The 13,139-nt window shown below is 67.6% G+C and carries 6 protein-coding genes; 4 read left to right on the top strand and 2 right to left on the bottom strand.

The window, feature by feature from the left end; genetic code table 11:
- Nucleotides 1-366 precede the first annotated feature (366 nt).
- From AC1DYS_RS05380 to AC1DYS_RS05370, 3 genes are all read left to right on the top strand, one after another.
- Nucleotides 367-2,436 (top strand): primosomal protein N', encoded by a 2,070-nt coding sequence (locus AC1DYS_RS05380; protein WP_477896774.1) that lies wholly within the window; start codon nt 367-369, stop codon nt 2,434-2,436.
- 117 nt (nt 2,437-2,553) lie between these two features.
- Nucleotides 2,554-5,178 (top strand): TonB-dependent receptor, encoded by a 2,625-nt coding sequence (locus tag AC1DYS_RS05375; protein ID WP_477896772.1) that lies wholly within the window; start codon nt 2,554-2,556, stop codon nt 5,176-5,178.
- Between the two features lie 71 nt (nt 5,179-5,249).
- Entirely contained in the window at nt 5,250-9,095 is a 3,846-nt protein-coding gene (locus tag AC1DYS_RS05370; RefSeq protein WP_477896770.1) for a response regulator, read from the top strand.
- A gap of 26 nt (nt 9,096-9,121) precedes the next feature.
- On the opposite strand, the gene AC1DYS_RS05365 is transcribed toward AC1DYS_RS05370, so the two are convergent.
- A complete protein-coding gene (locus tag AC1DYS_RS05365) occupies nt 9,122-10,276 on the bottom strand; it encodes an NAD(P)/FAD-dependent oxidoreductase (protein ID WP_477896768.1) in 1,155 nt (384 codons plus the stop codon).
- Between the two features lie 31 nt (nt 10,277-10,307).
- Nucleotides 10,308-10,697, bottom strand: a complete 390-nt coding sequence (locus tag AC1DYS_RS05360; protein ID WP_477896766.1) for a DUF488 domain-containing protein — start codon at nt 10,695-10,697, stop codon at nt 10,308-10,310.
- A 482-nt stretch (nt 10,698-11,179) separates the two neighbouring features.
- Between AC1DYS_RS05360 and sppA the strand changes: the two genes are divergently transcribed.
- Entirely contained in the window at nt 11,180-13,039 is a 1,860-nt protein-coding gene (gene sppA / locus AC1DYS_RS05355; protein ID WP_477896764.1) for a signal peptide peptidase SppA, read from the top strand.
- Nucleotides 13,040-13,139 lie beyond the last annotated feature (100 nt).

The following is a 13,139-nucleotide window of genomic DNA, read 5'->3' as shown; positions in this document are numbered from 1 at the left end:
TTGCAACTGCTTGCACTTCGACGAAACGTGGGGCAGTGATTTCCCGGTGAGCAATCACTCAGGGCTTGACTTATCCCCAAAAGCCGGAATGTGCCTTTTCGAGATGTCCGGCGGCTTATCCGGGCACGCATATTTCGTATTGATGCGCTAAGTCCTTGATTTCATTGATACGCGAAATTGCTTCGAAAGTGGGCAACGTAGCGCCAGGCCCCGAAAATCAACGATCTAGCGTCATTTTTTGCATGTTTCCCACAAAGTTATCCACAGGAGCCGTGGAAACATTCAAAAGGCTTTGAAAATCAGTCACTTAAAGCCGATCCCTCACGAGAGCCTGAACTGTGGCGCCTAACTGGACCTTGATCCGACATGGATGAGCCGCAGCGTCTTCGGGTCGCTGTCGAGGCACCCCAACACACTGGCCTGCAGACCGCGCTCGACTATTTATGTGAGCGCCGGCTTCCGCCAGGCACCTTGGTGCGTGTTCCGCTGGGTCGCCGCGAAGTGGCCGGTGTGGTGTGGCCTGGCGAGCCTTTGGACGAGCCTTCGCTGGCCCTCAAGCCCATTGCGCAGGTCCTGCAGGCGCTGCCGCCCTTGTCTGCCCGCTGGTGCGAACTGGTCGAGTTTGCAGCAGCGTATTACCAGCGGGGCCTGGGTGAAGTGGCGCTCTCGGTGCTGCCGCCCGAGTTGCGCAAGCTCGACGACGCCCAGCTCGCCAACCGCATCACCCGTTTGCGCAAGGCCTTCGACAAACCGGTCGACGCGGTCGCGCCGGCTTCGCGGCCCGAACTGAGCCCCGACCAGGCCGCTGCACTCGAACGCCTGCGCGAACTCAGCACGCCAGGCGCGGCGCCGGTGGTGCTGCTGCACGGCTTGACCGGCAGCGGCAAGACGGAGGTCTACCTGCGGGCCGCCGAAGAAGCGCTGGCCGCCGGCCGGCAGGTGCTGGTGCTGGTGCCCGAGATCAACCTGACACCACAACTCGAAGCTCGCTTCGCCGAGCGGTTCGGCGGCGGCGCCGCGCCGCGCCGCATCGTCTCGCTGCACAGCGGCCTGACGCCGGCGCAGCGGCTGAAGAACTGGCTGGCCGCGCACCTGGGCCTCGCTGACCTGGTGCTGGGTACACGGCTGGCGGTGTTCGCGCCGCTGCCGCGACTCGGCCTGATCGTGGTCGACGAGGAGCACGACCCGTCGTACAAGCAGCAGGAAGGCGCGCGCTACTCGGCACGCGACCTGGCGGTGTACCGCGGCAAGCTCGAAGGCGCCTGCGTGGTGCTGGGCTCGGCCACGCCATCGCTCGAAAGCTGGCAGCGCGCGGAGCAAGGCCGCTACGTGCGCCTGTCGCTGGCCAGCCGCATCGGCGGCGGCGCGCTGCCGGCGGTGCGCCTGGTCGACATGAACCTGCTGCCCAAGGCGACGGGCGTCACATCGACGCTGTCACCGCAGCTGGTGGCGGCTCTTGCCACGCGGCTCGAGCGCGGCGAGCAAAGCCTGGTCTTCCTGAACCGCCGCGGCTATGCGCCGGTGCTGCACTGCACCGACTGCGGCTGGAAGAGCGGCTGCCCCAACTGCAGCGCCTGGCGCGTGTTCCACAAGCTCGACCGCACGCTGCGCTGCCACCACTGCGGCTTCACGCAGGCCGTACCGCGCGCCTGCCCCGACTGCGGCAACCTCGACATCGCCTCCATCGGCCGCGGCACCGAGCGGCTGGAAGAACAGCTCGCCGCCAGCCTGCCCGGCGCCCGCGTGGCCCGCATCGACGCCGACAGCACCAAGCTGAAAGGCGCGCTCGAAGCGCAGCTCTCGGCCGTGCATGCCGGCGATGTTGACGTGCTGGTCGGCACGCAGATGATCGCCAAGGGCCACGACTTCCGTCGCATCACGCTGGTCGCTGCGGTGAGCCCCGACAGCGCCCTGTTCAGCAGCGATTTCCGCGCGCCCGAACGACTGTTCTCGCTCTTGATGCAGGCCGCGGGCCGCGCCGGTCGCGACGCCGCACAGGCCGCACGCAGCGAGATGTGGGTGCAGACCTGGCACCCCACGCATCCGCTGTATGGGGCGCTGCGCCGCCACGACTACACCGCCTTCGCCGCGAGCCAGCTGAAGGAGCGCGAGATGGCCGGCCTGCCTCCGTTTGCGCACCTGGCGCTGCTGCGCGCCGAAGCGCGCACGGCCGAGGCGGCAAAGGACTTTCTGCAGGCAGCCGCCGACCTTGCCGCGCAAATCCCCGGCGCCTCGGAGCTGCTGATCTACCCGGCGGTGCCCACCAGCGTGGCGCGCGTGGCCAACATCGAACGCATGCAGATGCTGATCGAGGCCTCGACGCGTGGTGCGCTGCAACGCGTGCTCACGCCATGGATGGCTTCGCTGCCCTCGCTGCGCGGCCAGCACAAAGCGGTCATGCGCTGGGCGCTGGACGTGGACCCTCTCGCGATCTAGCGAGCACTGCCGGACGCCCCGGCCCAGGGGAAGGGCTTCTACCGATCCGCCCCCCCGCCCCGGCGCGCAACATGGTGTCACGCCTTCACGAGCCGTCTCGTGGAAAAAGGATGCGCCATGAAATCCACCCGGGTTCGCACGCCAGCCATCGTGGTCGCACTGCTGGGTCCGTTCGCGGCCTCGGCTCAGCAACAGCTTGATCCCGTGATCGTGGTCGGCACCCGCGGCAGCCTCGAGTCGGCGATCGAGCGCAAGCGCAACAGCAACGACATCGTCGACAGCGTCGTCGCTTCCGAGATCTACAAGCTGCCCGACCTCAGCGTTGCCGATGCGGTGCAGCGCATCACCGGCGTGCAGATCACACGCGACCGCGGCGAAGCCTCGGTCCTTTCGGTGCGCGGGTTGACTCAGGTCGAGACGACGCTCAACGGGCGCGAACTGTTCACCGCCGGCTTCGGCCGTGCGTTCGACTATGCCGACCTGCCGAGCGAGATGCTCTCAGGCATCGACATCTACAAGAACTCGTCGGCCTCGCGCATCGAAGGCGGGCTCGGCGGGGTGGTCGACCTGCGCACGCGGCGGCCGTTCGACTTCCGCGACCCGACGCTTGCCCTGTCGGCGCGCGCGATGCACGGCGACCTGGTGGACAAGAGCGCCGGCCAGTTCTCGGTGTTGTTCGGCAACCGTGCGGCCACTGGAGTCGGCGAGGTCGGCATGCTGCTCAACGTGGTGCTGCAGAACCGCGCGTGGCGCGAGGACACCAAGGGCACCGGCACGCCGATGAGGTGCCGGGTTCCCAGCATCCCGCCGGCCCCGACGGACCCGACCTGCAATGTCGATCTCGTCCCCGGCCAGGAGACCGAGGCGCCCGGCTCGACGAGCGAAAGCACGAACTTCGGCCGCCGCCGCCGCAGCGCGGCCAGCCTGATGCTCGGCTGGCGGCCCAGCGCTGCGCTCGAGGTCTACGGCGAGGCCCACTTCGCCGAGCTGCGCACGAAGCAGGACACGCAGCAGATCAACGTCGGCCCGAACTTCAGCAGCGGCAGCAGCTTCGACCCCGCGAGCGTCGCCCTCTTCCCTGGCACCAGCGACGTCCAGCACATCACTTGGACCAACGCGCCGATCTCCATCTTGAGCTTCGCGCGCGACACGATCGACCGCACGCGCCAGTTCGCCACCGGCGCCATCTGGTCAGACGGCCCGCTGCGCCTCACTGCCGACCTCAGCCACACGCGCAGCCGCAACCACCTGTTCTTTTCCGGGACGACGCTCGTGGCAAACGCGGCCCGCTTCACGCACGACCTCTCGGGCAGCGTGCCGGCCACCTCGATCACAGGCACCGACCTGGCCGACCCGGCGAGCTACCGCTACACCTCGGTCCTGTACCGCATCCGGCCGCTGAGCGGCAAGCTGCTCGCCGCCCGACTTGACGGCGAATGGCAGCTCGAGAGCGGCACGCTCGACCGCGTCACCTTCGGCTGGCGCCAGGCGCGCCGCGAGGCCAGCAACGCGCCGAACCTGATCTTCGGCGACGTGGCGGTGCCAGGCACGGTGAGCGCCGCCAGCATGCCGGGCCGGACCCAGCCCTATCCCTACGGCCCCTTCCTCAATGGCCACACGACCAGCATCGACGGTTACCTGACCGACACGCTCGTCGATGCGCGCGACCCGGCTGCGCTGCGCGCTGCGTTCGGCATCACGACGCCGCTGCCGACCGAGGGCAGCCCGCTCGGCGTCTGGCGCATCCGCGAGCAAACCGACGCTCTCTATGCGCAGGCCGGCTGGAAGCTGCCGGTCCAGCGGCTCGACGGCGAAGTCGGAATGCGCGTCGTGCACACGCGCTCGATGGTCGACGGCAACCAGACCGTGCCGTCGACCGGCGCCATCGAGCCGATCGCGACCGACACCTCGACGACCGATTGGCTGCCGAGCGCGAGCGTGCGCTGGCGCACCGATAGCCCGCTGCAGCTGCGCGCGGCCGCATCGCGCACGATCACACGCCCCGACTTCAACCAGCTTTCGCCATCGATCACGCTGACACCGAACTCGGTGAACCCTCGGCTCAACCAGGGCACCTCCGGAAACCCGGCGCTGCGACCGCTGCGCGCGACCAATGTCGATCTCGCAGCGGAAGGCAACTTCGGCCGCGGCCATGCAGCCTCGGCGACCCTGTTCTGGAAACGCGTCGATGGCGTCATCGTGACCCAGACTCAGGACGAGGAGCACGACGGCGCGACCTATCGCGTGAGCCGGCCCTACAACGCCGATACCGGCAACGTTCGTGGCGTCGAAGTGGCGTATCAGCGCTTCCTCGACTTCCTGCCCGGCGCCTGGCGGGGCCTCGGCCTGCAGGTCAACGCCACCTACGTCGACAGCAGCATCTACGACCGCGTGCTCCAAGCCAACGTGCCGATGCAGAACCTGTCGCGCAAAAGCATGAACCTGATCGGCCTCTACGAATACGGTGACTGGTCGGCGCGGCTGGCCTGGAACTGGCGCAACCGCTTCATCAGCCGAACGACGAGCGTCGTCGGTTTGGGCGCATTCCCGGCCTACACGAAAGCCTACGGCTGGCTCGACGCGTCGCTGCGCTGGCGCATGAACGATCGCGTGGCCTGGTCGATCGATGGCGGCAACCTGCTCGGCACGGTGCGTCGCTCATACTTCGGCACCGAGACGCGGCCGGAGAACGCGTGGGTCAACGACCGCCAGATCGGCATCAGCCTGAGCGTGCAAATCTGACGGATCGCCAACACCGGGCAGGTGCCGGCTGTCCGCCAGTGGCCGACACTGCAAGCAAAGGAGGGACATCGATGGCGGAAGGTCGATCCGGTCGGGCCTGGCTTGCTAGCCTGTGCGCTGCGGCGCTCTGCACGCTTGCCGCAGCTGCCGCCATGGCCACGCCGCTCGACGACTGGCGCACCAGCGTCACGCAGACCCGCCTGCTTGCGGACAACGACGGCCCGGCCGCCTACGAGCAGGCATTGCGGCTGCTGGCGTCCTTGCCCGCAGACGCCGCCCCGCCCGACCGCGCCCGCGCACTCAACCTGCTGTCGCGCACCGAGATTCACCTCGCGCTGACAAAGCCGGCGATCGAGCACGCCGAGCAGGCGCTGAAGATCGCGGGCGCCGCCGGTGATCGGGCAGGCCAGGCCGAGGCGGAGCTCAACCTCTCGCTCACCGCAATCAACGAGGGCCGCATCGACCGCCTCGTCGAGACGACGACACACAGCCTCTCGCTGCTCGATGGCATCCACCGACCCGACCTGCTGGCTGAGGCGATGCTGCGCACGTCGGTGATGTACCGCCGCATCGGCCAGTACGAGGACTCGGTCACGCTGGCGATGCAAGGCATGGACATCGCCCAGCGCTCGGGCAACCCGCTCGCGCTCGTCTACGCGCACCATGGCATCGCGATCGCGTACGACCAGAGCGGCCGCCTGCCTGAAGCTGTGGAGCAATACGAATTGATGCGCGACCACGCGAAGGTGGCCGGCTCGAAGGTGCTGGAGGCGTATGCGGTGCTGGGCATTGCCGGCATGCTGGTCCAGCGCGGCGACACAGAGGGCGGCATGGCGATGAACCGGCAGGCGATCGTCATGTTCGAGACGACGCGCACGCCGGCGAACCTCGCGATCGCGTACTACACCCTCGCCTACAACCTGCAGCGGGTAGGCCGGCTGGCCGAAGCTGCCACCGAGGTCGATCGCGCGATCGCGATCTACGAGGAGAGACCGCACCGCATCGGCATGTGGTACTCGCTCAAGGTCCGCAGCGAGATACACGAGGCACGCGGCGAGCGAGCCGCCGCGCAGGCCGATGCCGACAGCGGCTACGAGCTCGCCGGCCAGATCGATGCGCCGTTCTACCGCGCCGAAAGCGCCCGCCGCCTGGCCAAGCTGGCCGCGGTTGCCGGCGACTACAAGCGAGCCTACATGCTGACGACCGAAGCGACCGAGATGCAGTCACGCGCGGCCATCGAGCGCAGCGGCGCACGCATGATCGAACTCACGCAGCGCTACCGCGTCGAGAGCCGCCAGCGCGAACTCGCCGAGCTGCAGCGCCGCGGCGAGCAGCAGGCCACCGCGCTGCAGACGCGCGAGCTGCAGCAGCGCTGGCTGTGGACGGTTCTCGCGGCCAGCTTCGTCGCCCTGGCCGGCACGGTGTTCTTCCTGCTGCGGCTGCGCCGCTCACGCGGCGAGCTGCAGAACCAGACCCGCATCCTGCGCTCGGTGCTCGACGGCATCGGCGATTCGGTGCTCGTCGTCGACGAGCACGCCGAACTCGTGCTGATGAACCCGGCGGCCGAGAAGATCGCCGGTGCCGGGCTCACGACCGGGAGCGCCGGCAACTGGTCGAGCCGCTTCGGCCTGTACCTGCCCGACCGCACGACACCGTGCCCCGCGGCCGAACTGCCGCTGGCGCGCGCGCTGCGTGGCGAGCCGGTCGATCACGTCGATCTGTACATGCGGCACGAAGGCGAGGCGCCGGACAGCGGCCGCTGGCTGACGGTGACGTCTCGGCCGCTGCGCGACGAGCGCGGCGCGGTGCACGGTGCGGTCGGGGTGTTCGCCGACACGACGGTGCGCCGACGTGCCGAGGAGGAGGTGCGCGCGCTCGCAACCGGCCTGGAGCAGCGCGTGCACGAACGCACCGGCGAGCTGGAACGTGCACAGCGCGCCGCCGAGGCGGCCACGCAGGCGAAGAGCGAGTTCCTGGCCAACATGAGCCACGAGATCCGCACACCGATGAATGCGGTGCTCGGCATGTCGTACCTCGCGCTGCAAAGCGACCTGAATCCGCAGCAGCACAACTACATCAACAAGGTGCATGCATCGGCCGGGGCGCTGCTGGGCATCATCAACGACATCCTCGATTTCTCGAAGATCGAAGCCGGCAAGCTCGATGTGGAGACCATTCCCTTCAGCCTGGGCGACGTGGCGGAGAACGTGGTCAACGTGCTGAGCATGAAGGCCGACGAAAAGGGCCTGGAACTGCTGCTCGACATGCCGCTGCAGCTGCCGACCGCGTTGGTGGGCGACCCCTTGCGGCTGAGCCAGGTGCTGCTCAACCTGGGCAGCAACGCCGTCAAGTTCACCGACAGCGGCGACGTGGTCGTGGCGGTGCACGTGCTTGAACAAGACAGCGTGTCGGCCCGGCTGCGCTTCCAGGTTCGCGACACCGGCATCGGCATGAGTGCGGAACAGCAGCAGCGCCTGTTCCAGCCCTTCACGCAGGCAGACACATCGACCAGCCGGCGCTACGGAGGCACCGGCCTCGGGCTCGCGATCAGCCAGCATCTGTTGCACCTGATGGGCGGCGAACTCCAGGTCGACAGCAGGCCGGGCCATGGCAGCAGCTTCCACTTCGACCTGAGCTTCCCGCTGCAAGACGCTCCGGACGCGCAGCCGCCCAGCTGGAGCGACGAGGCACTGCGCGACACGCGCGTGCTGGTCGTCGATGACAACGCCGGCGCACGCGAACTGCTCGCCGCCATGTGCCAGGCGCTGGATCTGCGGGTGGATGTGGCGGACAGCGGCGAAGCGGCACTCGTGCAGGTCGGGCAGGCCGACGCGAGCGGCGAGCCGTACGAGCTGCTGCTGCTGGACTGGAAGATGCCGGGCATGGATGGTGTCGCCTGTGCTCAGGCGCTCGTCGGACGGGCGGCACTGCGGCACCCGCCACCGGTCGTGATCATGGCCACGGCCTTCGGCCGCGAAGAAGTGCGGCACCACCTGACCAAGCGCCAGTTGAAGGTGGGCGCGCTGCTGACCAAGCCGGTCACGCCGTCAGCCCTACTCGATGCCTGCGCCACGGCCCTCGGGCGGACCCTCGCCGTCCGCACGCGCAGCGCGCGGCGCGAAGAAGCCATGGTCGACCACCGGGCGGCGCTGGCAGAAGCGCGCATCTTGCTGGTCGAAGACAACGTGTTCAACCAGGAACTTGCGGTGGACCTGTTGAGCCGCGTCGGCGTCATCGTCAGCGTCGCCAACGACGGGCAGCAGGCACTCGACATGCTGGCTCGCGAGCGTTTCGACGCGGTGCTGATGGACTGCCAGATGCCCGTCATGGATGGCTACGCCGCCACCAAGGCGCTGCGCGAGCAGCCGTCGCTGCAAACCCTGCCGGTGATCGCGATGACGGCCAACGCGATGGTCGGCGACCGCGAGGCCGTGCTGGCCGCGGGCATGAACGACCACATCGCCAAGCCGATCGTCGTCGCCGAAATGTTCGCCACCCTCGCGAAATGGGTGAAGCCGAACAGGTCATCGGGCGACGGCAGCCAGCGCGTGGAGGCGCCCTTTTCGCCGAACGGCATCGACATGCCCAGCGGCCTGGCCAACGCCGGTGGCAACGAAGCGCTTTACCGCCGCATGCTGGGCATGTTCAGCAAAAAAGAGGCTGACTTCGTGCAGCGCTTCCGCGCTGCTCGCGCCAACGGAGACGCCGACGTCGCAACACGCGCCGCACACGACCTCAAAAGCGAGGCCGGCACACTGAGCATGCATGGGTTGGAGCAGTCTGCCGCCGCGTTGGAGCACGCCTGCATGGAGGGCGCGAGTGACTCCGACATCGACAGCATCGTGCAGGCCGTGTCCAGCAAGCTGGACGAGGTCATGGGCGAACTTCGCTCGCTCGAGGCCACGCCCGCTGCGTGACCCGACAGAGGCGCCTTGCCCGCTCGCTAAGTCAGCAGGCCCGGGACCTGGCCTACCAGTGCCTGCCGCTGCGTCGTGGCGGTGCCCAGCAGCGCAAAGCCAAGCAGCTGGCCATCGCCGCTCATGAAGCGGGCGTCGCAGGCTTCATCGCTCTCGGTGACCACCCAGGCGCCTGAGGCGTCGAGCGGCGGCGGGCAGACCACCGTCGGGCAGGCGGGCGTCTTCACGAGCACCGGCATCGGCGGGTAGAGCACCGGCGTCGGTGTGCCGTTCAACGTGGCGGCCAGCGCGCGGGCCTGCTGCATGATGGGCATCACGTAGGGCAGCGTGTGGCCGTCGACCTCAGCGCAGTCGCCCATGGCGTGCACGTTTGCAGCGCTGGTGGCGAGCAGCCGGTTGGTCACGATGCCGCGGTTCACCAAAATGCCCGCTTCATGCGCAAGCGCTGTGCGCGGGCGAAGGCCGATGGCCGACAGCACGAGGTCGGCCTGCAATGTGCTGCCGTCGCTCAAGGTCAAGCTCAGCCCGCTGGCCGCACGGTCCACGCGCTGCACCGAGACGCCGAAGCGAAAGCTGGCACCTGCTGCCTCGAGCCGGGCCTGGAGGCGCGCGCTGGCCTGTGGCGGCAACAGGCGAGGCAAGGCGCGGTCGGCCAGGTCGATGACCGTCGGCTTGATCTCGCGCGACAGCAGGTCGTTCGCGAACTCGCAGCCGATCAGCCCACCGCCGAGGATGGCGACTGTCTTCACGCCCTCGAGCCGCTCCGCGAAACGTGCGTAGTCATCGAGGTCGTTGACCGAGAGCACCGTGTCGGCCGCGTCGCCTTGCAACGGCAGGCGGATCGGGTCGGCACCCAATGCCAGCACCAGGTCTCGGTAGTGGATCTTGTCGCCGTTCTCGAATTCGACGGCCTGCGCTTGCGTGTCGATGCGCTTCACTGCCGTGTTGGCGTGAAGCACGGCGTTCAGCTCCGCCGTCATCTTGTCGACGGCTTTCATGACCAGCGATGCCGCGGTCTTCTTGCCAGCCAACGCGTTGGAGAGCATGGGCTTGGAATAGAAGCCCGCATGGTCGCGGCTGATGATGTTGAGCGGCGTTTCCTTGTCGAGCTTGCGGAACTCGCGGGCCAACGTGTAGCCGGCGAGGCCGGTGCCGAGAATGACGATGGGATGTTGTGACATGCCGCGATTGTCGGCGACTCGTCCTTCGGCCTTACGCCATGAGGGCTGCCCCGCGCTGTACTAGCAGGCCGCGCAGCACCGAGCGGTGGCAGCGCGACTCTTCCACACAATAGCAGCCGATCGAGAAGTCGGTCTGGTGCGACAGCGCGGCCAGCGTGTCCAGCAGATGCGCCTTGTCGGGCTCCTTCATCTCGGCCATGAAGCGGCGCGTGAAGGCTTTCCATTGCGCATCGGTCTCCGCGGCCAGCGCCTGCTTCACCAGCTCATCGGTGGGCGCAAGATTGGGCAGCCACACGTCGTAGAAATCGCGTTGGGCGAACTCGGCCTTGGGCACGCCTCGGGGCGGGCGACGTACTGTGCCGAGGCGCAGGCCCTCGCCCTTTGCGCGGGGTGTTCCGAGTTGAACGATGCGAATCGACATGGCAGCTCCTCATGGCGATGGAGAACGCATTGTTCAACAAGCGCGCAGGCCCTATCACCCACAAAAGATGCGAGCAAAAGAAAAGCGGGCTGTGCTCACGCACGGCCCGCTGAATGAACCGCAGCATTCAGGGAGGGAGGGAGGAGGGAACTGCGGCCCGAAAAAATAGTACCGCTGCCGCATGGGTCGCGTCTGTAGGAAAACAGGCCGTTGTCGCCCAGGCGCAGGCATGGCATTTCAGCGCGTAGCGCATGCGTTTCGCGCCGTGTTGGGAGCGCTTCGTCTCATCGCACTGTTGTGCGAAGCGAGGCTGCGGGACAGTGCCATCAACACGAACATGCCAGGAGCGCTTCGATGACCCCACGCCCTCTTCCCCTCAGCTTCGCCACGATGATGGTGAGAGCGCAGCGCCGCCACGAAGCACGCTGGGCCGCCTCTGCATTTACAGTGCAGCCAATCACCCGCACGCCCCTGGAGCCGAGATGCCCACACCCCGACGATTTGGCAAGACACGCACCTGGTTCGGCCGGCTCTGGTGGCTGGTCGACGCCACACGCCGCACGATCTTCAATCTGATCTTTCTGCTGATCCTGGTGGTGGTCATCGTGGCCATCGCCAACAGCGGCCCACCCAAGCTCGAAGACAACACCGCCCTCGTGCTGAACCTGCGCGGCCCGCTGGTCGAGCAGCATGCGGCCGGCCTGCGCGATGCGGCTTTGGCACAGCTCAACGGCGAGCCGCCGAACAGCACGCAACTGCGCGACGTGCTCACCGTGCTCGATGCCGCCGCCAACGACCCGAAGATCAGCCGCGCCGTGCTCCTGCTCGACGACTTCAAGGGCGGCGGCATGGCCAGCCTGCGTGAAGTGGCCGCGGCCATGCAGCGCTTTCGCGCCAGCGGCAAGAAGATCACCGCCTGGGGCGGCAGCTACGACCAGCGCCAGTACTACCTGGCGGCACAGGCCGACGAGGTACTGCTGCACCCGATGGGCATGGTCTTCCTGCAGGGCTTCGGCCGCTACCAGAACTACTACCGCGACGCGCTCGACAAGGTGGGCGTCAGCGTGAACCTGGTGCGCGTGGGCACCTACAAGAACTTCGGCGAGCCCTACACCTTGAACGAGCCGTCGAAAGAGTCGATCGAGGCAAGCGGCTTTCTCTACAACGGCCTGTGGCACACCTACACCGACGGTGTCGAGAAGGCGCGCAAGCTCCCGGCCGGGAGCCTGATGGCGATGATCAACGACCTGCAGCCGCTGCTGGCCGCTGCCGGTGGCGAGGCCAGCAAGCTCGCGCTCAACGCGAAGCTCGTCGACGGCCTGAAGACGAAAGACGAAGTGCGCGACATCATGATCGAGCGCGGCGTGAAAGACGAAGAAGGCAAGACCTTCCGCCAAGTCTCGTTCGATGGCTACCTCGCGCGGCAAAAGCGCTCGATCGTCGGCGATGCCATCGGTGTGGTGGTGGCTGAAGGCGAGATCGTCGACGGCAGCGCGCCGGCCGGCAGCGTGGGTGGTGCCTCGACAGCCGAGCTGATCCGCAAGGCGCGCAACGACAAGAACATCAAGACCTTGGTGCTGCGCGTGAACTCGCCTGGTGGCGCCGTGTACGGCTCCGAGCTGATTCGCCGCGAGTTGGAGCTCACGCGTGCCGCCGGCAAGCCGGTGGTGGTGTCAATGGGCGACGTAGCGGCCTCCGGCGGCTACTGGATCTCGATGGCGTCGGACGAAGTGATCGCCGATGCCGGCACCATCACCGGCTCGATCGGCGTCTTCGCGCTTCTGCCCAACGCTGACAAGGCGCTCGACAAGATCGGCGTGCACACGGCCGGTGTCACCACGACCTGGCTCGCCGGCGCCGGCGACCCGCGCCTGCCGCCCAACCCGCGCTTCAACGAACTGGTGCAAACAGCCATCAACCAGATCTACAGCGAGTTCACCACCAAGGCCGCGCAAGCGCGCAAGACCACGCCCGACAAGATCGACGCCGTGGCGCAAGGCCGCGTGTGGACGGGAGAGCAGGCCAAAGAGCGCGGGCTGATCGACACGCTGGGCAACTACCGCGATGCGCTGAAGTCGGCCGCCACGCGCGCCAAGCTGCCCGAGGATGCGCGTGTCGTCTACATCCAGCCCGAGCAAGGCCGCGCCGAGCAGCTGCTCGATCTGCTCGGCCCAGCCGCGGCGCAAGCCATCGCCAAGCACTTCGACATGCAGCTCACGCCAGTCGCGATGCCTGGCCGGGTGGTGCAGGAAGCACGGCAAGAGCTCGGCTGGCTGGTGGAGATGACCGACGGCCGCAAGCCGTTCACGGCCATCACCCACTGCCTGTGCAAGGAGCCCTGAGGTATTGCTGCATCGAACAACCAAGCCAGTGCCAAGCGCTACACGCCGAGCGCAGCGAAGCGTCAGATCAAGCAACGCCCACGGATCCGGCTTTGCCGGT

The sequence above is a fragment of the Rhizobacter sp. P2_G4 genome, assembly GCF_056403575.1.
This window is presented reverse-complemented; position numbering and strand designations above follow the sequence as displayed.